At 43.9% G+C, this 23543-nt stretch carries 19 protein-coding genes; 6 read left to right on the top strand and 13 right to left on the bottom strand.

What is annotated here, in order from left to right; translation table 11 throughout:
* Positions 1-201: 201 nt before the first annotated feature.
* The 6 genes from L4C34_RS10220 to L4C34_RS10195 all read right to left on the bottom strand — a co-directional run bounded on the left by L4C34_RS10220 (position 202) and on the right by L4C34_RS10195 (position 7197).
* Complete coding sequence (locus L4C34_RS10220; RefSeq protein ID WP_428789246.1) at positions 202-609, bottom strand: hypothetical protein; 408 nt, start codon at positions 607-609, stop codon at positions 202-204.
* A gap of 415 nt (positions 610-1024) precedes the next feature.
* On the bottom strand, positions 1025-4081 hold the full coding sequence (locus tag L4C34_RS10215; protein ID WP_428789245.1) for an efflux RND transporter permease subunit: 3057 nt from the start codon (positions 4079-4081) through the stop codon (positions 1025-1027).
* 8 nt (positions 4082-4089) lie between these two features.
* Positions 4090-5163 (bottom strand): efflux RND transporter periplasmic adaptor subunit, encoded by a 1074-nt coding sequence (locus L4C34_RS10210; protein ID WP_428789244.1) that lies wholly within the window; start codon positions 5161-5163, stop codon positions 4090-4092.
* Positions 5164-5453: 290 nt separating this feature from the next.
* A complete protein-coding gene (locus L4C34_RS10205; protein WP_428789243.1) occupies positions 5454-5864 on the bottom strand; it encodes a hypothetical protein in 411 nt (136 codons plus the stop codon).
* On the bottom strand, positions 5864-6265 hold the full coding sequence (locus tag L4C34_RS10200; RefSeq protein ID WP_428789242.1) for a hypothetical protein: 402 nt from the start codon (positions 6263-6265) through the stop codon (positions 5864-5866). Before L4C34_RS10200 ends, L4C34_RS10205 begins: the two co-directional genes overlap by 1 nt.
* A 317-nt stretch (positions 6266-6582) precedes the next feature.
* Positions 6583-7197, bottom strand: a complete 615-nt coding sequence (locus L4C34_RS10195) for a TetR/AcrR family transcriptional regulator (RefSeq protein ID WP_428789241.1) — start codon at positions 7195-7197, stop codon at positions 6583-6585.
* Between the two features lie 224 nt (positions 7198-7421).
* Here L4C34_RS10195 and L4C34_RS10190 point away from each other — a divergent pair, with 224 nt between their 5' ends.
* The 3 genes from L4C34_RS10190 to L4C34_RS10180 all read left to right on the top strand — a co-directional run bounded on the left by L4C34_RS10190 (position 7422) and on the right by L4C34_RS10180 (position 12667).
* Positions 7422-9023: an efflux RND transporter periplasmic adaptor subunit gene (locus L4C34_RS10190; protein WP_428789240.1), complete on the top strand. Its 1602-nt coding sequence runs from the start codon at positions 7422-7424 to the stop codon at positions 9021-9023.
* Complete coding sequence (locus L4C34_RS10185; protein WP_428789239.1) at positions 9020-12145, top strand: efflux RND transporter permease subunit; 3126 nt, start codon at positions 9020-9022, stop codon at positions 12143-12145. The genes L4C34_RS10190 and L4C34_RS10185 overlap by 4 nt, the downstream gene beginning before the upstream one ends.
* Positions 12146-12262: 117 nt before the next feature.
* Positions 12263-12667: a hypothetical protein gene (locus tag L4C34_RS10180; RefSeq protein WP_428789238.1), complete on the top strand. Its 405-nt coding sequence runs from the start codon at positions 12263-12265 to the stop codon at positions 12665-12667.
* Positions 12668-12714: 47 nt separating this feature from the next.
* Here the strand turns inward: L4C34_RS10180 and L4C34_RS10175 are convergent, their stop codons facing one another.
* The 3 genes from L4C34_RS10175 to L4C34_RS10165 form a co-directional block, all read right to left on the bottom strand.
* The gene (locus L4C34_RS10175) at positions 12715-13470 is read right to left on the bottom strand and encodes a substrate-binding periplasmic protein (RefSeq protein WP_428789237.1); all 756 of its coding nucleotides are present in this window, start codon (positions 13468-13470) and stop codon (positions 12715-12717) included.
* 179 nt (positions 13471-13649) lie between these two features.
* Positions 13650-15431 carry a glycosyl hydrolase family 18 protein gene (locus L4C34_RS10170; protein ID WP_428789236.1) on the bottom strand — a complete coding sequence of 594 codons (1782 nt, stop codon included), beginning with the start codon at positions 15429-15431 and terminating at the stop codon, positions 13650-13652.
* A 215-nt stretch (positions 15432-15646) separates the two neighbouring features.
* Positions 15647-16285 carry a glutathione S-transferase family protein gene (locus L4C34_RS10165; protein ID WP_428789235.1) on the bottom strand — a complete coding sequence of 213 codons (639 nt, stop codon included), beginning with the start codon at positions 16283-16285 and terminating at the stop codon, positions 15647-15649.
* 113 nt (positions 16286-16398) lie between these two features.
* Here L4C34_RS10165 and L4C34_RS10160 point away from each other — a divergent pair, with 113 nt between their 5' ends.
* Positions 16399-16983: a TetR/AcrR family transcriptional regulator gene (locus L4C34_RS10160; protein WP_428789234.1), complete on the top strand. Its 585-nt coding sequence runs from the start codon at positions 16399-16401 to the stop codon at positions 16981-16983.
* A 202-nt stretch (positions 16984-17185) separates the two neighbouring features.
* Here L4C34_RS10160 and L4C34_RS10155 read toward each other — a convergent pair whose 3' ends face one another.
* Both L4C34_RS10155 and ttcA read right to left on the bottom strand, forming a co-directional pair.
* The gene (locus tag L4C34_RS10155; RefSeq protein WP_428789233.1) at positions 17186-17611 is read right to left on the bottom strand and encodes a hypothetical protein; all 426 of its coding nucleotides are present in this window, start codon (positions 17609-17611) and stop codon (positions 17186-17188) included.
* 183 nt (positions 17612-17794) lie between these two features.
* Entirely contained in the window at positions 17795-18688 is an 894-nt protein-coding gene (gene ttcA, locus L4C34_RS10150) for a tRNA 2-thiocytidine(32) synthetase TtcA (protein WP_428789330.1), read from the bottom strand.
* A 306-nt stretch (positions 18689-18994) separates the two neighbouring features.
* On the opposite strand from ttcA, the gene L4C34_RS10145 reads away from it, so the two are divergent.
* The gene (locus tag L4C34_RS10145) at positions 18995-20737 is read left to right on the top strand and encodes an HPP family protein (protein ID WP_428789232.1); all 1743 of its coding nucleotides are present in this window, start codon (positions 18995-18997) and stop codon (positions 20735-20737) included.
* 77 nt (positions 20738-20814) lie between these two features.
* Here the strand turns inward: L4C34_RS10145 and L4C34_RS10140 are convergent, their stop codons facing one another.
* Complete coding sequence (locus tag L4C34_RS10140; RefSeq protein WP_428789231.1) at positions 20815-21723, bottom strand: LysR family transcriptional regulator; 909 nt, start codon at positions 21721-21723, stop codon at positions 20815-20817.
* A gap of 192 nt (positions 21724-21915) precedes the next feature.
* Here L4C34_RS10140 and L4C34_RS10135 point away from each other — a divergent pair, with 192 nt between their 5' ends.
* Complete coding sequence (locus L4C34_RS10135; RefSeq protein WP_428789230.1) at positions 21916-22770, top strand: fumarylacetoacetate hydrolase family protein; 855 nt, start codon at positions 21916-21918, stop codon at positions 22768-22770.
* Positions 22771-23006: 236 nt separating this feature from the next.
* Here L4C34_RS10135 and L4C34_RS10130 read toward each other — a convergent pair whose 3' ends face one another.
* A complete protein-coding gene (locus tag L4C34_RS10130; protein ID WP_428789229.1) occupies positions 23007-23381 on the bottom strand; it encodes a hypothetical protein in 375 nt (124 codons plus the stop codon).
* Positions 23382-23543 lie beyond the last annotated feature (162 nt).

Genomic DNA, 23543 nt, shown 5'->3' with positions numbered 1-23543 from the left:
AATCTGCGAATTGAATGGAGCCGGATCCTAGCTTCAATAAGAAAAGCAATGCTGCGGTTAACTGGCGAGCTGTATCATTCAAGAGGCTCCAAGCCAGCTGGTCACTTCCTGAAGATAAAAGTACAGAATGTGCCCAAACTGAGTATGGACAACGCACAACAGGCCACATAGCTTCTTACCATAACAACGGTGGGCTAAACATCAATTACCTTGGAGGTTGGAGAGCTTATCAAAACTAGCTTGAAGAGCTTCGTCGTAATTGAAATAAAATTGAATCAAGCCATCTCGGTTCAACTGTTTTTCAGCAGCAAAGACTTGCAATCGGCTGGCATAAACAGTAATAACTTGGGCGCAGTTGTGTTGAAACATCCAATTCGCTAACTCATTGTTGGTTTCCATCGCATCTAAGGAAGCGGTTTCCCATTCTCGGCCATCAACCAATGCAACCCAAGGTGTACGATCACCCCCTTCAGATGCCATGACGATATCTATCATTTCATCAAACCAAGATTGCGCTGCTTCGTCATTGGTGGCTCCAACTATTTTGGAAAAAAATAGCCTCTTCTCAAAACTCATGGTCCAATCACCATGAATATTTCGTTTCGTCATCGTTCGTTACCAAGTTGAGACAACACCTCAAATTAGTATAGGTGATAGGGGGATTGTAACTTTGAAACTGACGGCTTCGGCGCAAGAGCCACGTAAAAGTGGTAAACCTCACTTCACTAGCCGTTCCAGATTACTTTTATTAAGGCAGAGCTACCTTAATACCGTTGGGGCAGCTGATGCAGTTAGCTTGTATTGGGGCATCTTCGAGTCACTACTGGCTCAAAAAGCTTCGATCTTTATGAGCTGAGTTCCACACTTTATTGTCCGGTTTCAATCTTTAATGTGAGGCGACATCAAAAAACCACCAGCCCTCTCTCTTCTCAGCACGCAATGTTACATTCGTGCTGAGAAAAGAAGATCGTTCATCTACTGGCTATATTTATCAATATTTGAGCGGCCTAGTTTCCCAAACTCTTTAGCCTACATTCGGCTTAACTTTAAACCAAAGCGCGTATAACGCAGGTAAAAATAGCAGGGTGAGGACCGTTCCTACCGCTGTCCCACCGATGAGGGTATACGCCATCGGAGCCCAAAACAGAGAGTGAGTTAAAGGGATAAAGGCTAATACGGCCGCCATTGCCGTCAAGATCACTGGGCGTGAGCGTTGTACGGTTGCTTCAGTAATAGCTTCATACTGACTCATACCTTCTGCTCTATTGTCTTTTATCTGTTGGATGAGGATAAGAGTATTGCGCATTATTATCCCCGATAAACCTATCAGGCCTAGAATCGCCGTGAACCCAAACGCCTGCTGAAACAGTAGTAACACGGGTACCGCTCCGACTAACCCTAAAGGTCCAGTGAGATAGACCATAAACATGGTCGAAAATGAACGGACTTGTAGCATAATCACCAGCAGCGACAGTCCAATCATAATAGGGAATATAGGAAGCAGAGCTTTATTGGCTTTGTTAGATTCAGCAACAATCCCTCCCTCTTCAATCTTATACCCGCTAGGCAGTTTTGCGATGAGTGGTTTTAGTGATTTCAGTACCTCAGAAGAAGCTTGATGAGGTTGAATACCTTCAGCAACGTCTCCTCTAACCGTGATCGTCGGAACGCGGTTTCGACGCATTAAAACTGGCTCTTCTGCTGAAAATTCTACATGTCCGATTTGGCTAAGAGGAATATATTTACCACTAGAATTGACCACACCAAAATCCCTGACTTTGTTCGGATCCCACTTCTCACTTCCGGCACTTCGAGCGACGATACCAACACTGCGCACATTCTCTCGCATGTCAGTCACTGTAATACCACTGGTCAAAAATTGTAGCTGCTGGGCCAAATCACTCATCGATAGACCAAGCTGGATAAGCCTGTCTTTATCAATCACAAAATGCGCTTTTGGCTGACGTTCTCCCCAGTTTTGATTCACAGTACGCATATGAGAATTTTTACGCATTACATCAGAGACTTGAGTGGAGATCTGGCGAACTTTATTCAGGTCGGGCCCCATAACCCTAAATTCAACGGGATACGGTGTATATGGACCAAATACTAATTTTGACGCCCGAACAAGCGCTTCAGAGGCGAGTCCTTGCTGAACTTTTTGCCTCAAGTCATGAATTAGCCGATCTCTCGCCACGCTGTCTTTCGTTAATACGATTATTTTGGCAAAAGCTGGATCAGGAAGCTCTGGGTTGTATGAGAAGAAAAACCTAGGGGCGCCTTGGCCAACATAAGACGTCACAATCTTGGCATCAGGTTGTGTTTGAAGCCAGTTTTCCACTTGCTTGGTCGCCCTATCCGTCGCAGCAAAACTTGACCCTTCTTGCATTTGTATATCAACCAATACTTCTGGGCGATCTGACGTCGGGAAAAACTGCTGAGGTACTAACGTCATTCCCGCAACAGACAATAGGAATAAGAATAATACTGTGCCCGCAACCAGTCGGTTACGTTTGATCACCCACTGGATCGCGCGTCGCAACTTCTCATAATTTTTCGTTGCGTAGATAGCATTATGACCACCAGACACCACTGGAATGTTAGGCAGTAACTTAACGCCTAAATAAGGTGTAAAGACGACAGCAACCACCCACGAAGCAATTAAGGCAAAACCGACAATCCAAAATATATTACCTGCATATTCACCAGCATCAGATTGAGCAAAGCCAACGGGCGTAAAGCCAATAATGGTGACCAATGTTCCGGAAAGCATAGGAGCCGCGCTGTGGCTCCAAGAATAAGCTGCGGCTTTTATCCGGCTCATTCCTTCTTCCATTTTGACCACCATGGTTTCGATCGCGATAATCGCATCATCGACCAATAAACCCAGCGACAAGATTAACGCGCCAAGCGTTATTCTATCGAACTCGCGCCCCGTCATCTCCATGATAACAAACACCATCGCGAGAGTAAGCGGTACGGCCGCCGCAACGACAACCCCGACGCGCCATCCCATACTGACAAAGCTCACAAACAACACGACCGATATCGCGGCGACGAACTTGATCATAAACTCATCGAAGGCACTTTTTATGTTGACGGCTTGATCGGAAACTTTGCTAAATGAAATTCCCGCTGGTAACTGAGCCGTAATGGACTTGGTTTCATGGTCGAGTGCTTTACCCAACTCTAGGCCGTCCCACCCCTTGCGCATCACGACACTAAATACCAAGCTAGGTTTGCCGGCGTTTCGGATCTTATACGTAGCAGGATCTTCATAACCGCGTGTAATGTTCGCGATGTCTTTTAGATAAAAGGTGTGGCCACCACTGGCAACGACCGTATTACCAACGTCTTTCACACCTGTATAATTGCTATCCAAACGCATATAGACGCGGCGATCTTTTGTTTCAATCGATCCCGCAGGACTCAAATCATTGGCGTTCTGCAATGCCGAAAAAATCGCTTCTGGTTCAACACCGAGATTCGCTAACTTAGCGTAAGAAAAATCAACGAATATACGTTCAGGTTGCTCTCCTAATATATCCACCTTTTTCACGCCGGGGACACTAAGTAGCTGCTGGCGAATCGATTCTGCTTTTCGAACCAACAAGCGCTCTGGCATATCCGGCGCCTTTAGCGCATAGACACCAAACGAAGGGTCAGAGTACTCATCATTAATGAATGGCCCCATTACCCCTTGAGGCAGATTCTTTGCCTCATCACTTAACTTTTTCCGCGCCTGATAAAATTGACTTGCAAGATCTTCTGGAGGCATACCCGATTTCAACGTCAAGGTCATTAACGCCATGCCTGGCCGCGTAGTAGTTTCAACGCGATCGTACCACTGTAATTCTTGTAATCGCTTCTCCATTGGATCGGCGACCAAATCTTGCATTTGCTGCGGCGTCGCTCCAGGCCAAACAGCTGATACCGTCAATACCTTAATGGTGAAAGAAGGGTCTTCTGCTCGCCCTAATTCAAAATATGAAAATACCCCAGCAATCGTAATAGCAATAATAAGAAAGAGTGTTACTGATTGTTCTCGCACCGCTAGGGCCGATAAATTAAGATTTTTCATCGTGCTACCTACTTAACGAGTATAGTTTTTACGGTTTGATCTTCGTAGAGATGATGCGCCCCCATGGCCACAATCAAATCGCCCGGCTTGAGATCCCCTACGATACTGGCTAGTTCCACAGTCATACGCTTTATCGTGACATGACGAAGAGCAACCTTAGAGGTTTTTTGGTTTAGCACCCAGACGCCGGCCCCATGCCCATCATCAAAAAGTGCCCCAATTGGCACCAGAACATCACGTCTGTCTGACGGTTGCATAAGTGTCACGTTCACTGTTGAGCCAAGTAACGGCTGAGGCTTTATATCATTCAACTGGAAACGAGCAGTGTAGGTTCGTGTCACAGAATCAGCCGAGTTCGAGATCTCTCTTAACGATGCGCTTTGTGGCAAAAATTTATTGTCAAAAAAGCTTACCCGTGCCGTTGCACCTAATTTGGGATGTATTGTTTCAGGCAAGCTTATGACTGCATCGCGCGCGCCATCTTTTGCCAAAGTGAGAACCGTTTGGCCTTCTGCTACCACTTGCCCAGGTTCTCCATCAGTGCTGATCACCACACCGTCGGTGTCTGCGACAAGTTCAGAATATTGGGTGGCATTTTTTGCGATAGAAGCACTTGCTTCTGCCATTGCTAATTGAGCTTTGTTCGAATTTAAAGTCGCTAGTGCATCATCGTATTCTTGACTAGAAACGTAGCCTTTTTTAACCAGTTTCTTTTTACGTTCTTGATCGTTTTTGGCTCGGTATAAATCTGCTTTAGCAGATTCAATTGCTTTGTTTGCCGAGACTAATTGTAGCGAGAGATCTTTTGTATCAAGTCTCATTAGAACTTGGTTTTTCTTGACATGTTGGCCAACTCTGACGAGCCGCTCCGTGATTTTTCCACCAACACGAAAGCCTAAGTTGCTTTGCACCCGAGATTCCACAGTTCCACTAAACGTCCGGGTATGACCCGAATCAAGCAAGACAGGAACTACTTGAACGGTTTGAACCTGAATTCGCGGATCAGGTACTGTTTTAGATGTAGGACTGCAACCTGTCAGTAGCAACCCAAACGCGATAGAGCCAAAAAATAAGCGTGACATAACAATACACCTGTAGACCAAAGTTCAAACATTATCGGTTACAGGTTACAAAAAGTCAAACTTGTAACCTTCGAGTGATCATAGTTCGAGGTGAAATACCAAACAGACAGAAAAAGGCAATAATTACAGACCATTACACGGTGAAAGGTAGGAAGAATCTTTAACAAGATAATTCATTCTCGGGTATTTAAGGCAAAAAGTTGACAATTTAAAATCAGTAAAGACAAGTAGACGTGATGAAAAGAGAGGTTTGGCAGGAGAGGGGAACCGGGGGTTTTATGCCGAAAATCTTATTTATGGCTTTTGATTTGTTTTAGTTTATTTAGACAAGCTTGGTAAGCTTCATCGTAATCATAAAAGTACTGAATCACCCCGCCCTCATTAACGAAACCCTGTTCTGCAGCGTATGTTTGCAGCTGCTTGGAAAATGCAACGGCAAGAAACACACATTGATGCTCCCTCATCCAATCTATCACTCTATTTGTGCTTTCCCAGCTATCTTCCGTGGCCAGTCCCCAATCACGCGCGTCAGTTAACGCGACCCATGCTTCCAAGCCATCAGGGTGAGCCGACAAAACTTGATGTTGAATATCTTTAAACATGGCTAAACTCTGCTCGTGGTTAGTCGAGCCATCCACTTTGCTAAACAGTATTCTGTTTTCAAACTTCGTAGCCCAATTACCATGAATATTTCTCGGCATTATTTCCCCTCCTCTAGCTTGCGAAGACAAGTCGCGTATGCTTCATCATAATCAAATGAGAATTCAAGTATTCCTAAATTTGGTATCTGACGTTCAAGCGCAAACTCCTGAATTTTACTTGAATTAACAAGAGCATAATAAATACAATTATGTTCTTCTAACCATCGAAGCAAATCAGCATAAATTTCCTCATTGTTCGCAGAGTCCATTTCCCATTGTCGCCCATCGTTGAGAAACACCCAAGGGGTCTTATCACTTTGGGGGGATGACAACACAAGTTGCTTTATTTCTTTGAACGCGGCGAGAGCTGCCGCATCATTAGTGGCCCCCTTAACAACAAAAAGCATAAACCTATCTTTGAAAGTAATGCTCCAATCCCCGTGAATATTTCGATCTGTCATCCTAACCTCACTATAATACATTGATAAAACATGGATTAGTCAAACCAGTCGCGCTCTAATGACTTAACTGACCCACTAAATATAGTATACGGTAGCGTTCATGTTAAAGAGGTTATCTGTGATAGATTGTGTTTTTCAACATAGCGATAGTGGTTTAAAATATGATAGAAAACATATTCTTGACCGAGCGATATAAGCCAAACGCTCGGCGTTAAGACGGGTATATTCTCAGTGTGAGGGAAATATAAGTACAATAGGAAATGCACCTGTATACCAAACCAAGCACATTACTGGTGACTAGTTACAAAATTCAAAACCTACACAGCAAGACTTCGTAAGATCATATTCGTCATTGCCACTAAACTTGCATCGCGGGTATTCGGATCGTGCTGCTCTACCATGAGAGGGTGAGAAATTAAGAACATAGTGTCGGTTATCGAAAGGCACACTTCATCTAGTGGAACATTACACTCGAATATGCCATCTTCTCGCCCTTGCACCACAATTTTCTCGACGACTTCATGTAAATTCGCTTGATGGTTAGTATTTGAGCACCATTTATTTTCAAAGCTCAGCATGGCTATTTCATGGACTTTACTATCTTTAGCCATCAGCTCCACACTGCTTTCTAGCAAGCTCTTAAACACCATCCGCAGTTTAACTGGCGGGCTATAATCCTGTTCGGTAATCGACATCAACTCGTCATCAATGACCTGTAAAGCCTTCGCACAGACCACCTCTGCAATGTCTTTTTTGGACGAAAAGAACTTGTAAATATAGGCATTGGATACGCCAATAATGGCTGCGATATCTCCGACTGAGGTTTTTTTGTAGCCATAGTGGCGGAAGTGCTCATACGCGACATCTACGATTTGATCTCGACGCTGGTGAAACTCTGGACCTCTATGAGGAAGAGCAACCTTCTTATTCATAATTCAACCCCGTGTTACATATTATGAGTTATGTTACTACATTTTTTTTAAAGTGCTAGGGCCACGACTCGCGCTTAGAAAAACAATAAACAGAAAAGACAATATAAAGCGGGGATGATTCCCAACATCAACTGATCTTCGGGTCAGTATGTTCGGGTCAGTATGTTCGGGTCAACTATACTGGAGTGGAAAGGCTTCGTGTCTGTTGAAGATAAGGGACAACAATGAGATGGATGACAGCGTTCCTCGTACTTCTATTACTTGCCATTGGGTGCAACGATCGCTCTAGCGAATTAAGTCGAACTATGCCGACGCGCCCAGTGTCTGTAATAATTTTGACCGAACAAAGCTTTCTCCGTGAGCAAGAGATGACTGGGGTTGTGACCTCATACAGAGAAGAAGACGTGGCATTTGAAGTATCTGGCCGAGTTACGATGGTGCTCGATGAAGGTTTGGAAGTAAGAGGACCCGCTTTTAACGAAAACGGGGAACAAGTCCGTCGGGGAGATCCGATCGCCGTCGTCGACAACACTCGTTATGGGATTCAAGTTGGGGCTCTAAGCGCGAAACTCGACGTCGCTCGCCGAAACTTAGACTCTGCTCAAGCGAAAACTAAACTCGCCAGACAGACTTTATCTAGGCAGAAGCAAGTGTTGGTCAAAGGTCTAGTGACCCAGCAAACGGTTGATGATGCTCAAAGCGCCTTCGACCAAGCCACCGCGCAAGTGGCCGCGTACCAGTCAGAAATTGAGTCAGCGGATCAGCAACTTAACCAAGCCGTTAAAGATTTAGGCGATGCTGTTCTCTATGCACCGTTTTCAGGGCGAATTACAAAGTCTCAAACCTCTGAGGGAGCCGTTGTTAGCACAGGCTCTCCTGTCGCCACATTAACCTTGATGGACCCCATTCAGATACAAGTCGAGGTTAGCGCAGACGCGGAAAGAAAAATCGCAACCGGAGACCATGTTACCGTTTACGCAACTCACCCATACCATCCTGAAAAACGATTACCTGTCAGCGCTGTCGTCTATGAAAAAAGTGCCGTGGCCGACCCCTTGATGAGAACGTTCCGCATTGTATTAATGCTCCGAAATACCCGTTTTCATGTCCACCAAGATAACCCGAAGTTTCAAGGCCTCCCCGTGATCAATGAATACCTACCGGCTATTCGCGAATTCCAAGGAGAAAACGGGCCACTGTTCATCCCCACCGAAGCCTTGCTAGAAGACAGCGGGAAAATGTACGTACTACGCCTTCCTAAAATTAGTCTCAATCAGAATGCTTTTAGTAGCGCCGTAGGAAAACATCTGCCAGAACGTGTTCCTGTGATCTTAGGTAACTCATACACCAGCGTCGTTAAATGGAACTTTCGGAGTGTAAAAAACACCGAGGCGATTGCCGAGGGTGACTTTCTGATCTTAAACCCAGTAAAAAGTTACTTAGATGGGGTGTTGATTGGTCGGCCTGAATGGCTTTTTAGGCCCAGAGGCCTTGTGTCGGTTCGCTTTAGCTATGGTGAACCCCAAAAAGGGTTGTATGTCCCTAACCATGCCATTATTAATATTAATGAAACCCCTCATGTCTATCGCGTTGAAAACGGGAAAGCAGTCGCCACACCTGTATCGTTGTTTGACCGCATAGGTGAAAGCCAACGAATAGAAGGAGTAAAAGAAGAAGTAGAAGTAGAAGTAGAAAGAGAAGGAAATGGAGAAGGCCTTGTCGCTGGCCACAAAATTATCGTAGGGGGCGTCCACTATATCTCCAATAATCAGCCAGTAACGGTTTCCGAGGTTCTGCCCCAAACAACTCAGGTTGTGACCCCGTGAACCTTCCCCATTTTGCGCTAACTCATCGTTCTATTGTCCTCGCCATCGCGGTTATTGTACTACTCGTCGGCTCTTTCAATTTTGGTACTATGCCACGTCGAGAAGACCCTGAAATTACGATCCGCGATGCTCTCATCACCACCTCTTGGCCGGGAGCCCCTTCCTCGCGAGTTGAGGAGTTACTTACTGAGCCTATTGAAGATGTCCTACTTGAAATCCCAGAACTGACGACCGTCGAGTCCAAATCCATGTCGGGACTTTCCATCATTCAGGTATCGGCAAGCGATAAGATCACCAATACTGATCAGGTCTGGGATGATGTTCGAGCTAAAGTTGATTCCATCAGTCACCGAATACCACAGGGCGCAAGTCCGCCCTCTGTAGATTCAGATTTTGGTGATGTTTATGAAATCGTTTTTGCGTTATATGAACAAAACTCCCATAGCACAAACACACATAAAACATACAGCCCTAGAGAATTAGAAAAATTCGCCGAGCGTTTGGAGGATGAAGTAGAACGTATAGATGACGTGGCTAAAGTGGAGTTGTGGGGGATACAACCAGAGCGTATTTACATTGAGTTCGATAGTTCAGAATGGGCAAAACTAGGGCTTACAGCCTCCGAACTAAAAGAGTTGTTTCAAGCACGCAATATCGTTCGCCCAGGTGGAGAGTTGGATACAAAAACAACCCGTTATGCGATTAACCCAACGGGCGAATTCACCTCCATCACGCAAATGAAAAACCTGATTGTAGGTCAAGTCGATGACCGACCTGTTTTTCTAAAAGATCTTCCTCTTACTATCAGTCGGCGCTACCAAGAGCCCTATACTTCGTTAACCCGCATCACCACACCAGATGGTTCACATAAAACCAGTATTGTTATCGGCATTTCGATGAAAAGTGGGCGTAACATTGCTCAAATGAACCAAAAGGTTGAACAAGCTATTCGCAACTTGCGCGCCTCTGCCATTCCTCCAGATATCGCTCTTGAACGCGTCAACGACCTACCTAGACAAGTTGAGAGTCGAATTGCTGATTTCCAAATTAACCTCTTAGAAGGGGTCGTAATTGTTTTAGGGGTTGCGTTATTGACCATGGGGTGGAGACCCGCGGTGATTATGGCCACCGCTGTTCCTCTCTCAATGATCGCGGCGTTTTCTGTGGTGAATTATTTTGGCGTTGAGCTTGAACAATTCTCTATCGCCTCTTTAGTGATTGCGTTAGGTATGGTGGTGGACAACGCAATTGTTGTCTCTGACAACACGGTACGGCTTATCCAGCAGGGCAAGACCAAAATTGAGGCTGTGAAAGCGGGAGCTCAAGACTTAGCAATCCCATTATTAACCTCAACGCTCACGACTATGGCGGCATTTCTACCTATGCTGACCATTGAAGGAAATGTCGGCGAATATGTGTCTAGCCTACCCGTTGTCGTCGCAACAACATTAGCGATGAGCTATTTGGTAGCAATGCTGGTCACCCCTTTAATGTGCCTATGGTTACTCAAGAGCGACAAAGAAGGGAGCGGCCAGAAAAACGCCAGATTAGAGGCTTGGCTGAGAAAGTATGATTCTATAATACATTGGTGCCTTGCCCGTCCCGGAAAAGCGGTGGGGCTGTCCGGTTTGGGCCTGCTCTTGAGTTTGTTATTAATCCCCATAATCGGTACTCAGTTCTTTCCTAATGGCTCTCGCGATCAGTTTTTTGTCAAAATTTGGTTACCAGAAGGGGCATCGATTCAAGAGACGTCCTCTGTAGTGCAAGATGTCGAGACCGTTCTGCTGGAAGAAAGTAAAGCGAACAATGGAGAAGAGAGTTTAATATCAGCGATCAGTTTTATTGGTACAGGGGGACCAAGAATCATGCTGACTCAGGAACCTGAATACCCCTACCCTTATTACGCTCTTGTTCTGGTGAACACATCCAGCGTTAACCACACTGACACCTATGCCACCCGAGTGCGCGAGCAGCTGAAGCATTACGTTAGGGCAAGAATCACCGTCGATCAATTCATGCTTGGCCCACCCGTTAAAGATCCGGTCGCCTTCCGAGTTACAGGTTCCAGAGGAGATCTGATTGATAGAAAAATTGATCAGCTACTGACTCTATTCAAAGAAACTCCGGGAGTTGTTCAGCCTTATAGCAATTGGGGATCTGACATTAATCAAGTAGAGGTACAGGTCGACGCCAACACCGCCAATTTAGCCGGGGTGACTAATGAAGATGTCGCGCTCGCCACTACGACAGTTCTTTCTGGAACCAAATTGACCGATTATCGGGAAGGCAGTCATTTGATCCCAGTACTGCTGCGAGCAGAAAGAGAAAATCGACAAAGCCTACATGATTTACAAGATATTTTTGTTAATGGCCGCTACGGGAAAGTACCACTCGCTTCCATCGCACATATAAACACCAAATTAGAGCCCGCCGTTCTCGCACGGCGCAATGGGCTTCCTACGGTGACCATCGGTGCAAGAATAGATCCCAATGTATTAGCAAACACCGTTTCTGCTAGGCTGTATCCTAAATTAGAGCAAGCTCTTCAAAACCTTCCTCCCGGTTATGTGTTAGAAACAGATGGCGAGAGAGAAGAAACAGAAAAAGCCCTTAAAAAAGTCGTGCTCGCCATCGGGCTATCAATTGTTGCGATGTTTTTAATTCTTACGATTCAATACAATTCATTAGTCAAACCCCTTGTCGTAATGGCCACTGTCCCATTAGGTCTGATCGGAGTACTCATCGGTTTATGGGTCACTGGCTGGTCATTAGGATTCATGGCGCTGCTCGGGATTTTGTCGCTAGGAGGGATAGTGATCAATAACGCTATCGTCATGGTGGACTTTATCGAGACAAACTCTGCAGCAGGCATCCCCCTAAAACAGGCCGTTGCGGAAGCAGGAAGAGCGAGGATGAGGCCAATCATCTTAACCACGTTAACTACGATCGGCGGGCTGCTCCCACTATCACTATTCGGCGGCGCATTATGGCAACCAATGACCAATGGCATGATCTTTGGTCTACTTATTTCGACTCTACTGACGCTATTTGTCATTCCATCGTTGTATTTTCTGGTGGCAAGTAAATCAGGGCAAAGTGAAACCACCTCCAAAATACGCTAGCGCCATATATACTATAAGTTCAGCACTTGAGGATCAAAAAGGCTTAACACATTCCTCATGCCGGTAAGAAATAAGATCATATAAATATCGCTAGTGTAGATAAGTAAGGAGTGAGCAATGACACAGCACAATATCCATGGGGAATGGACAATGAGATTTGAAAACCGAATACTCTATTCAGTGGTCTGGGGAGCAACCAATAATGAAGCAACCCTTACTTGGATAGCTGAAATGAAACATCTCGTGCTTTCCTCCCAAGAGGGTGACCACACACCGTGGGTAATTATAAATGATGCACGAAATTGGGAGATGAGCTCCCTCGGTGTCGGAGAGAGCTATCTGGAGTTCTTTGACTGGATCGAAAGGCACAATTGCGCTAGTTATGCTGCTGTATTATCCAAACAAATACAAAAATTCTCTATGGAGCACGAAACAAATACACTAGATGCTTTGCACTGCTTCTTCGACTATGACGAAGCCTACCAGTTTTGCGTAGAGAAACTTGCAGAAGCCACGACTTAGCATGACTGAGTTCAACTTTGATTGGCCTCGCACCTAGATAGCTCACCCTAGTTTTTTGGCATTTTGTACTTCTTCTTAAGGCTATCTATACGGGATTGATCTTTATGCACTTTCTGGAATGCCTGTTTAAATTTCCCTATTAATTGGTCATTTGTTTCTAAGTTAAAAGCAAAACATGACTGCTTGGTGCTCAAAACCATCGACACCTCAATTAAGCTCGAATCATACCCCATACTTTCAAGCCTCTGGGTCGCAGGGACTAGACCCACAGACAGTAGATCGATCCTTTCCAACATGAGCATTTTTAACGCACTATCAAGCTTGTTAGATAAATAAATATCATTTTTATCTATACCTCTCTCTAGCAAAATAGTTTCGCCAGAATCAGCCCGAACCGCCATCACTTTGTAATTTCTTGCTTCTTTTAGAGAAGCTAAATTAATATCACTTTTTCGTAATTTAATTAGAACATTCTTATGCTCATATATAGGGCAAACCCATTTAAATAACTTTTCTCTTGATGGCGTTCTCAGCGTGTTAAATAATACGGTATCCTTGTCATTCAACGCTATAGAATATGCTCTAGCCCAAGGGAGCACTTTAACTCGTTTCTGACCCTGCCCCATTTCACCCCATATTTCATTTAGTAAATCTATGGCAAAACCTGTTGTCTTGCCATTATCATTTATATAATGAAATGGTGGGAAATTATCGGTGACATAGCGAAGTTCTGCAGAGGAAGCGGGAAGGATAGAGAAACAACACATGCTAGCAATCAACATCACATTGTAAGTTGTCCTCATAACTTTATCCAGACAGGTTTGATACCTAATTTTGAGTATAGGTTACCGCCCTACAAAGTCCATTTCCGACAAAACACGTCCCATATAGACAAACTTGAGATAAACGACGCGTTACGTAGTAGAGGTTCGTCCCCACGCCTAACCACTGACGTAAGCAATGCATGGGGACGTTTAGTTACTTAGCTCACCGTAACCGTGCACTTAGCAGGGTCACTGCTGTTATATGGACTACCAGAGCGAGTGACCGTCAACGACTTACTGAAATCAAGATGCTGGCTTGCATCTTTAGGAAGTAAACCATCGCACTGTACGTGATTGCCATTCACAAAAAAATCAAAATGCAGGCTAGATTCACCATCGGTCGCTGGGTATTGCAAGTTAAATGGCGTATTAGGTTGCAAATTGTTCAACGTGACCTGCTTAGGGTCAGCGTCATCCGTCACGGTCAGGGAGTTGTAGTAGTACGTCGGATCAGCCGTAATATTGATCGTCAACGTGCCCGACTCTGCTGATGGCTGCGATGGTGTCCAGCTCGATAAGTTTTGGGCATAAACTCCCGTCACTTTATCACCACTTTTCACCTCAACTTGCTTAAACCCACCAGTCAACATCGAGTTATGGATATAAGACCAAGGATACATTCCATCACAAGCAGGATAGCGACTATCAGATAGCTGAACGGAGCACCTGAATTTTGGGTTTCCGTACCCATCGACAAAGTTGGGGCCGTGATCGTCCATGTCATATTCGATAGGAATAAGGGAATCAGCTTTAATCACACCTTCAAACAGTGAGCCGTTGTTTGAGGAGATATTAGAAAGTGCCCGCCCGTATGCCGCAAACCCTAGTGAAATATTCTGAGGATTAATGCCTTGCAACGCCGCCATTTCTTTTTCGATGCTGAAATCGTTTTGATCATCGCCGTTATAGATACGGCTTAAAAGACCCGTTTTATTCGCCGCATTTGGACCATAATCAAATGCTCCGTGAAAATCGTACGACATGATATCGAAGTGGATATTGGGGATTTCATCGGATAGCGCCTGTAAATCAGGTTTTATTTTAGCGAGAAACTTATCATCTCCCATCAAGTCGACAGAAATAAAGCTCTCAGGATTGGATTGATGGAACGCTTTTATTAGCGTCACCAAGCCTTTAAATTTGGTCGCGAGTCCATCCTTATCGGCACTTTCATAGTCAAAGTTGATTCCATCAAAGACTGGATGCCCTGATGAACCCAATGCCTCATTCAACTTAGAGTAAGATTGGGCGAACGTATCTGGGTGAGCAATCGCATTATCGATATCCGCTTCATGCCCCCACCCGCCGAAAGCCATTATGGTTTTTAATCCGGGGTGATCGTCTTTTAATGCTAGGAATTGATCTATCGACCCAAAAGAAGTCGTATCAGCGGTCGGGGTACCTTGGCAAAAATTGGAAGTTTGCGAACACCAAGTTGCGTCGTCAGGCTGTAAATCTGCCCAAGGGTCATACGCTTTCAACGAGCCATCAGAATTTGATTCAACAAACGAATAGGCAACAACTGCTTGCGAGTTGTGGGACTGTGCAGCAACGATTTGATCGCTAAGCTTCTGCCCTTCGAGCGTATCCCGATATTTCGCCGTACCACCACTTCCCCAAACAGGTAAACCGTCACTGCCATAATTGCGCTCAGTTGACCAATCTGGCCAAAATAGCTCTACTACTTGCGGTGGATTACTGACCTGTGTATGAGCAACTTGATAGAGCAATGAATCCTTGCTCGTCGCGGCTAAATCTCCACTCGCCTCCCACATAATCATACCGCCCACATTATGTTCACTCGAGTAATCCAGCAACGAGTTCACATAGCTCGGGCTATCATAAGAAATAAACGTATTACTATATGTGGGAACGCCTGCGTTTGCCGCACTGCCCCATAAGGCCGCTAGAGTGGCGCTGATCAATAACTGATACTTCATTTTTATCCTCCATGGAAATGACTATACGCGTTTCATAAACTTTCCTAATCTTATTAATTTGTAACAATAAAAAAGATCAATTAAAAGCATTCAATTATTTCATTTTTGTTAATTACAAGGCCGATGAATTAATTTAATAAATGAGACCACAAAGAAAGGATGCTCCTAATAAATGCAACACCATGATGACATGTTTTATTCAATGAATTTGAATATTAGATGAGAACTTGTTTAGCGCTAGAGCGTTTTCGCATTCTAGTTAGGTAGGCACTCAGTTCAGGGAAAGGAGACAACAGATCGTCTGCATGAGGAAGTTTGGCCAAATAATCCAGAAGCGGAGTTAACAAAGCATCAGCAATGGTGTAATCATCACCACATAAGCAAGAATGATTGGCTAGTTGTTGGTGCAATATTGTCAGGGCTTTTTCGACTCTTGGCGTCGACCGTTCGACCTTATTCCAATCAATCTCACCTGCATCTCGCTTAGAATCGCTAAGTTCTAATAGGTAGTCTTTAGCCAAAATATCATAAATGTAGCCTGAAATAGCACTACTCCATTGGTCGACAAGCGCTCGACTATAAATATTGCTCGGTTGTAATTTAGGGCCAAGAAATTCATCATCCAAATACCGGCAAATAGACGCTGTTTCAAATAAGCTTCGTGTCCCATGCAGTATCATTGGTACTTTACCAAACGGGTGCAACCTAAGGTGCTCCTCGCCTTGAAAAGCGATCCGTTTCCCTCGAAGGTTGAAGCCAACACTATAATGGATCCCTTTTTCCTCACAGCACAGCATCACTGAACGAACAAAGCTACTGTATTGTGGACCAACAATGTGAACACTTTCTAACATAAGTTGCTCCTCTATTTTTAGAAATATCGTAGGGGGAACGACAATATGTTCAATAACATCTTTTAAACAGATGCTAGAGTTGGCATTCGATAGAAAATAAAGAGAGATAACCAATGCCTTGGAACCCACAACACAAGCTAGACACCCGAGAGAAAATCCTCACCAGTGCCTATAATCTATTTACTCGCCGAGGGTATGACCAAGTCGGGATCAATGAAGTAATGGCTGAAGCGGATTTAACGCGTGGCGTATTTTACAAATATTTCAGCAGTAAATCCGACCTTTACTCTGAAGCACTTTTACAAGCGGCGTCGAATAGCCAAGGGCAATTACGAGCGAACTGTACCGAAGGCGGTGGATTTTTGGAAGAGGTCAGGCGTTACCTTAGTCCGTCACATCGTGAGGGAGAACATGCTAACTGCCCCCTCGCATTTTTAATTACCGATATCGTTCATAGAGATGAAGAAATAAGGAACACTTATACTGAGGTGTTTCGCCGCTTTACGTCTACAATCCCTCAATCGGCTGACCTAGAGCCCCAAACTGAAAATAACACGACTAGTGAAAGAGCCATTCAATCTGCAGTGATAATGATAGGTGGCTTAGCTATTTCCCGAGCGATTAACGACGAAGTTTTGGCTGAAAAGATACTCCTATCATGCCAACAACTACTAGAAGCAGAGGCGTTATCAAGTTAAGGACACAACGAAGTATCCGTGACCGATGAAACATAAAGTTTATGTGTTACTGCTACGCTGCATGTTCGTATCCACATTCTTTTTTTTGCACCAAGCAATACACTTATCCTCGTCGTAGAAAACACGAACTTCGATAGGGGAACCTTTTAGGCCATCTTCCAACTGTAGCCCCAACATTTTAATGCATGGTATTCAAGAGGGGTTAAGGTAGCGTTAGGCCCCTTTCTGTGTATATCTTCGTAACCATATCTTTCGCCCATTGATGCGCTTCATCGTAGTCAGTGAAAAATGCAGTATTTGGGCGGTATAACGTTTCATGGCCTTGACTAACTAAATGTCTGTGGATCTCTGAATGATAAACTAGTGTCTCAAATGCTAAACCGTGCGCATTGTACCAAACTACCATGTTGTTGATGGCCTCCCACACTTCAGGTGGGCATAACTCCCATTCCCGTATGTCGATTAAAGTCCCCCAAGGCCCCTTGTCGATCTCGTCTTGCATACCTTTAATGTGATTAAGCAGGTCCACGCAACCCTCCGCGTTCCAGCTCCCCCAACACTTGTACCGTAGTATGCGGCCTTCAAATTCCTCCATCGACCAACGCCCATGCGAGTTTCTTCCTGTCATTTTTTAATTCCTTGTGACGCAGGCTCGTTTACCCTTAAACTAAGGATAGTTAAACTTTGGATGAGATACGATAAAGTCTATTTTACGGGATGAATTGATTCTATAAGGGTTAAAGCCATCAGAAAGTAAAAGAGCACCGTTCTACTAACAGTGCTCTTTTTAAAAAAAGGTCGAAAAAGTTAACTACACGTTGGTAACATCAATAAACATAGACTCATCAATGTTAGTCGAAGACACTGTAGCTTCATTAAACTCATACTCTGCTCTCTCGCCGTGACGATCAAGTGGTAGATTTACAAAATCGAATTGCTCTCGGTCAGCAAGCTGACTTGGGCTAATGTTCTGAATAGATTTAAAAATACTTTCTACGCGACCCGGCGTTTTCTTATCCCAATCCACCAGCATGGCTTTAATTGATTGACGTTGCAGGTTCTCTTGAGAGCCACACAAATTACATGGAATGATGGGAAACTCTTTGTGCTCTGCATAGCTAATCAGATCGGTTTCACGGCAGTAAGTTAGCGGACGAATCACCACATTACGGCCATCGTCTGAGCGCAGTTTAGGTGGCATCGCTTTCATACGAGCGCCATGGAACATGTTCAAAAATAACGTTTCAACGATGTCATCTAAGTGGTGCCCTAGTGCAATCTTTGTGGCTCCAATCTGTTCGGCAAATGAATAGAGTGTGCCGCGGCGCAGACGTGAACACAAACCACACGTGGTCTTGCCTTCTGGCACCTTCTCTTTCACAACAGAATACGTATCTTTATCGATAATGTAGTAAGGGATATCGAGAGATTCGAAATACTCAGGAAGGATATGCTCAGGGAAACCTGGCTGCTTTTGATCTAGGTTCACCGCAACCACATCAAATTTAATTGGTGCCGCTTTCCGCAAACTTATCAAAATATCCAGCATCGCAAATGAGTCTTTACCACCACTGATACAAGCCATTACAACATCGTTTTCTTCAATCATGTTGTAATCGATAATGGCATTACCCACGTTTCTTCTTAAACGTTTATGCAGTTTATTAAATTCATGAACTTCTTTGCGTGTATCTTGTTGACTCATTCGACTTCTCACACCGCCAATAAAGACGACTGCTGGTTGTAGGGAAATTTGAGGTCGGCAATTATACGAGGTTTTACCGGCAGTTTGAATCATTTCCTACTGTTAGTCGTTGAGTTTATACCCCAGCGTTCAATCTTTGACCCGCAATTAAGCCGAATGCTCAACTAACATCCATAGACGTGGTCTCACAACATCTCATAAAAAATGTGATATACATCCTATACTAATGATCAATGAATGCTTTTCTAGCAGCCTTGAAGAGTAAAAGCCTCATTGATGGATTAGAAAAGGTGATAGACGATTAAAATGGATAGCCGAAAAACACTGAGTGTTGTTATCGCGATCATAGCAATTATCCTAGTCTCGTTTGCGACTCTTCCGTTCACTGCGTTGGAAAACGCATTAATTGGCTGCTTTGGCGCATCAGCGATGATCGTAAGCAGTACCCCCCAATCTTACTATAGCCGTAACTGGAACATAGCCGTTGGGATGACAATCTCCGCGCTAATTGGGGTAACCGCTGGCGTTTTCATTCCATCTCTCCTTTGGGCAGCGATACTGGCGTGCTCTTTAAGTATCATCGCGATGACCTTATTAAAAGCTGAGCACCCACCAGCTGGTGCTTTGGCGATTCTCGCAGTGTTAGAAAAAGATTACTTTTTCTTACTGGCGCCAGTATTAACGGGGACAATTATTGTCCTAATGATGCGATACCTATCGCTGCACCTACACAATAAAATGCAACCGATAAAGCAACCTAAAAGAAGCGGCGAGATCAAAGCCGTATTCACTCTGCTTGAAGGGGTTTCAGACATTGTAAATCAAGGCGGCAGCCTAAAAAATACGACTGAGAAAATCATAGAGTCACTCTGCACACACGCTGGATGGCCTATTGGGCACGCTTACCTAATCGGTGAGAACAATGTCGCGACCTCCTTAAAAACATGGTATCTCTCCCCTCAGGTACGAGCGCAAGACGTTAAAGATCTGATCAAACAGTCTGAAAGTGTCAGCTTTGAGGTGGGGCAAGGGTTAATCGGTAAGGTAATGCAAGACAAAGAACTCATTTTCATCCCAGATGTTGCGAATAACCCTTCCTTTCTTCGAGCCGAAAGTGCCAAAGCGAACAAAGTAAAAGGCTTTTTTGCCTTCCCGATAGTCTTAGATGGAAAGGTCAAAATGATTTTTGAATTCTTTAGCCCAAATACAGAACCGCTGGATGACACACTGTCGGGAATCTTACAGTTTTCAGCAAAGCAAATCTGTATCACCTTAAATGCCCTTGCTCACAATGAGAAAATCAACGATGTTGTTGATACTTTCAAAGACAGTGTGCAGCAAGTCGTCATCAATAATAATGAATCAATAGGCTGTCTAGTTGAGTCCGTTGATTTGTCGTCAGGTAGTATCGAAGAAATCAAAACTTCCTTAAGTGAAATGGGCGCGGTCACCTCCGAGATTGCCCAAAAGATCCAAGATAACTTCACCTTAACAGAGAAGTGCCACCGAAGAATGGGTCAAGCAAGTAACGAAGTTGCCACTCTCTCAGAGGCATCGGAGAATGTAAAAAGTGCAATCAGCAACATTCAGTTTATTGCCGACCAAACCAAACTCCTCTCCTTGAACGCATCAATTGAAGCCGCGAGAGCGAAAGAATCAGGCAAAGGTTTCTCCATAGTGGCAGGTGAAGTAAAAGAACTCGCCCATAAAGCCGACATCATATCTTTAGAGATCAAGAATATGGCCAGTGAGATGTCTGAATCCACCTTGTTGGTCAAGAAAATATTATCGGAACTTGAAGCACTTATTCAAGAGATCAGCAGCTCATCTTCAACTATTTCTAATAACGTCGATCTAAACAATCGAGAAGAAGACAACAATATATTTTCCCACTTAAACAAAATCGAACAATCAATATCCACTTCCACCAAATCCATCTATGAAGTAAAAAATGAAACTCAGCAGTTGACCTCAAGATCTGAGGAGCTATCTGCTGGCGTCGCAGATTTCCTGAGCGCGATAAGTTCTAAAGACAAACCTTATCCTTGATTGTACGCCGTGAAAAGGTGTGGAAGCCATGGCCTACAATATTCCATAACCCGAGTAACACCAACCAAGATTAGATTTTATGAGTGAGCGCCCAAACTGAGCAACAGAGCGTCCACGACAACCCTAGATTTAGGCTCTTGTGTTTTGCCCTTCGAGTACACCAAATGCAACGTTGCTTCTTGTTGGTAGGGAATACAACGGTACGATTCAATCAATCGAATCAAGTTTCCTTGCTTAATCTCTTTTTCGACCATTTCTCTCGCCAGAAGGACGACACCGGCATGATTAAGGGCTGCCTGCAAAAGAGACAAGGACGTATTACTCGCGAACCTGCCTCTTGAGGTATCGACTTGCGTACAGTTTTCTTCATCATCATAAAAATGCCAACCCTGGTAGCCATAGGGTGCGCTTTGTTTGAGCAATTGATGAGACTCCAGATCTGACACATCATTCAGTGGCTCTGCATTTTTTAAATATTGAGGGCTCGAGCATAGCCAATATTCCACACGCTTTAATGGCCGAGCAATTAATGCAGAATCTTTTGGCTTCGCTATCTGAACATATAAATCATACTCTTCAGCATAAGGGTCTCTTGCCTTATCGTTATAGTCAATTTGGATCAAAAGTTCGGGCCACTTCTCTTGTAAATTGACTAACACTGGTCCTATCTGGTGTGAACCAAACCATAGCGGTGCGGTAATTCGGACCAACCCCCTTACCACGCGCTTCCTTTCTGCTACTGACTCTCCCAGCTTTTCAATTCTCAAGCAAATATCTACCCCTTGTTCGTACACCATCCTCCCCGCTTCGGTCAGAGTAATTTTCCTCGTATTTCGAGTTAATAAAGGGGTTCCTAACTCATCTTCTAGCAACTGTACGTAGCGAGATACAGAAGAGACTGCCAAGTTTAGCTTTCTTGAGGCGACTGAAAAACCGCCCTCTTCAACCACCTTGATGAAACAGCGTAAAGATTCTATCGATTTCATATTGTTATCTATTTGTTCTTAGCCTGAAAGCAGACATTTCTAATTTATCGAAAACTGCTTTCAATTATTGCTTATTCCGAAAATAAAACCAAATAAGTAACATGTTTACGTTCCCATTGATTCAGAAATAGGAACATCGAGCAAAGGAATACAGAACAACCAACACACCAAATACTAACAACGAGGTTAACTATGAAATTCATCAGATTTGTTCAAGATTCTGCGACTAAATTGGGTTGCATCGGAAAAGGCAACAGCATCTATGACCTGTCCAGCATCATTTCTGACCATAGTATTGAAAACTTGTATCATCAATTGAGCGAACTTCAATCTTTAGATCTAGACGCTCTGCCCAGTATCAAACTAAGTGAAGTTGACTCCATTGAAGCCAGTGTCGCCAATATAGGAAAAGTAATCTGTATCGGTGCTAATTCGAAAATTCACAATAAGGAAATCGGCGTTTCGCTAAAAGAGCCAATGTTTTTCTTAAAGCCACTTTCTGCTGTAAGTGGTGCGCTAGACCCAGTTCCTTATACAATCATGACGAAACAACTAGATTGGGAAGCTGAATTGGCTGTTGTTATCGCGAAATCGGGCAAAAACATAGCCGAACAAAATGCGATGGAATATGTCATGGGTTACAGTTGTTTCAACGACCTTTCAGATAGATATTGGCAGTTTAAGGACGGTGGATTAGAAATTGGCGGACAAACAACCATCGCGAAATGCTTTGATGGCTATGCTCCTCTTGGCCCCTGGCTAGTAACGCAAGATGAAATAGAAAACCCTTCCAACCTCAACATTGAACTGAAAGTAAACGGCGAAGTTCGCCAATGTTTTAACTCTTCAGACTATCTTAGAAACGTTGCCCAATGCGTCAGTCAACTCAGTCGTTTTATGACCCTTAACCCCGGAGATGTTATTGCCCTAGGATCTGGTCCCGGAAATGCAAAATCTTGGAATGAGCAGTATCTACGTCCAGAAGATGAGCTAATACTTTCCATCGAAGGGCTCGGAGAGCAGAAACAAAAGATTATAAGAGTTTAAAACTGTTTCATTTTCAAGAAAGTTTCGATCAGATTAATCGACATTTCATTATGTTAGAGTGAGGATTGCAGGCTACTCTGCAATCACATTTGATAACACGATTGTGAGGATAGTTCCCGTCGGAGGCCAATCGTGTTTGATCGTTTTTTGTTATGTCTCATGGTGATGGCAGCTTTTTAATCAGAGCTAAATTCCAAAATTTTTGAAAATAAGACGTCGATGAATAGAGTTTTTCGTCAAGAAATATTCTTTAGTTGCCCAATAAACCAGCTTTCTGCTTCTCTTACTGTGCCAAAAATCCCACCTGTCAGTGTGTGGTTAGAGTCTGCGTTATCCTTATGCCTTTTTATTAAAAATTCACAAAGTGTCGTATTACAGGCGACACAGTGAAGTTTAAGATTTTTATCAATTAGTTTTCGCAAACAAGGATCCCAACTGTCGATCACCTCAGGTCCAGAAAACTCCCAATTCATCATATCAACTAGTAGACCCCAAGGCCTCCCGTTAAACGCTTCTACTTTTTCAAAAGTCCTCTCAAAGCACTCATCCATTGTCTTTTGATTCCATGACCCCCAAAATCTTATCCTTAAATAGTTAGAATAGAGTTCCATTGAATAATCTCCATGAAAATTGGGAACGTAGTTCATACTCATACTCATACTCATACTCAGATCTTGCCGTTGTTATAATTGTAGTTAATGAAGGCATTGTTGAACAATTCACTCTCAGAGTAGAACCGTTCTCGAGATTTAGAAGGCCAACTGTCGCTTAAC

This window comes from Vibrio profundum, from assembly GCF_050337555.1.
Taxonomy (GTDB): domain Bacteria; phylum Pseudomonadota; class Gammaproteobacteria; order Enterobacterales; family Vibrionaceae; genus Vibrio; species Vibrio profundum.
The sequence above is the reverse complement of the archived record's forward strand: the minus strand, read 5'-3'. Positions and strand labels throughout refer to the sequence as shown.

Bases quoted from the DNA above. Each gene is read 5' to 3' on its own strand.
- L4C34_RS10220 (WP_428789246.1), bottom strand. From the start codon at position 609: ATGACGAAACGAAATATTCATGGTGATTGGACCATGAGTTTTGAGAAG.
- L4C34_RS10215 (WP_428789245.1), bottom strand. From the start codon at position 4,081: ATGAAAAATCTTAATTTATCGGCCCTAGCGGTGCGAGAACAATCAGTA.
- L4C34_RS10210 (WP_428789244.1), bottom strand. From the start codon at position 5,163: ATGTCACGCTTATTTTTTGGCTCTATCGCGTTTGGGTTGCTACTGACA.
- L4C34_RS10205 (WP_428789243.1), bottom strand. From the start codon at position 5,864: ATGCCGAGAAATATTCATGGTAATTGGGCTACGAAGTTTGAAAACAGA.
- L4C34_RS10200 (WP_428789242.1), bottom strand. From the start codon at position 6,265: ATGACAGATCGAAATATTCACGGGGATTGGAGCATTACTTTCAAAGAT.
- L4C34_RS10195 (WP_428789241.1), bottom strand. From the start codon at position 7,197: ATGAATAAGAAGGTTGCTCTTCCTCATAGAGGTCCAGAGTTTCACCAG.
- L4C34_RS10190 (WP_428789240.1), top strand. From the start codon at position 7,422: ATGAGATGGATGACAGCGTTCCTCGTACTTCTATTACTTGCCATTGGG.
- L4C34_RS10180 (WP_428789238.1), top strand. From the start codon at position 12,263: ATGACACAGCACAATATCCATGGGGAATGGACAATGAGATTTGAAAAC.
- L4C34_RS10175 (WP_428789237.1), bottom strand. From the start codon at position 13,470: ATGAGGACAACTTACAATGTGATGTTGATTGCTAGCATGTGTTGTTTC.
- L4C34_RS10170 (WP_428789236.1), bottom strand. From the start codon at position 15,431: ATGAAGTATCAGTTATTGATCAGCGCCACTCTAGCGGCCTTATGGGGC.
- L4C34_RS10165 (WP_428789235.1), bottom strand. From the start codon at position 16,285: ATGTTAGAAAGTGTTCACATTGTTGGTCCACAATACAGTAGCTTTGTT.
- L4C34_RS10160 (WP_428789234.1), top strand. From the start codon at position 16,399: ATGCCTTGGAACCCACAACACAAGCTAGACACCCGAGAGAAAATCCTC.
- L4C34_RS10155 (WP_428789233.1), bottom strand. From the start codon at position 17,611: ATGACAGGAAGAAACTCGCATGGGCGTTGGTCGATGGAGGAATTTGAA.
- ttcA (WP_428789330.1), bottom strand. From the start codon at position 18,688: ATGAGTCAACAAGATACACGCAAAGAAGTTCATGAATTTAATAAACTG.
- L4C34_RS10145 (WP_428789232.1), top strand. From the start codon at position 18,995: ATGGATAGCCGAAAAACACTGAGTGTTGTTATCGCGATCATAGCAATT.
- L4C34_RS10140 (WP_428789231.1), bottom strand. From the start codon at position 21,723: ATGAAATCGATAGAATCTTTACGCTGTTTCATCAAGGTGGTTGAAGAG.
- L4C34_RS10135 (WP_428789230.1), top strand. From the start codon at position 21,916: ATGAAATTCATCAGATTTGTTCAAGATTCTGCGACTAAATTGGGTTGC.
- L4C34_RS10130 (WP_428789229.1), bottom strand. From the start codon at position 23,381: ATGGAACTCTATTCTAACTATTTAAGGATAAGATTTTGGGGGTCATGG.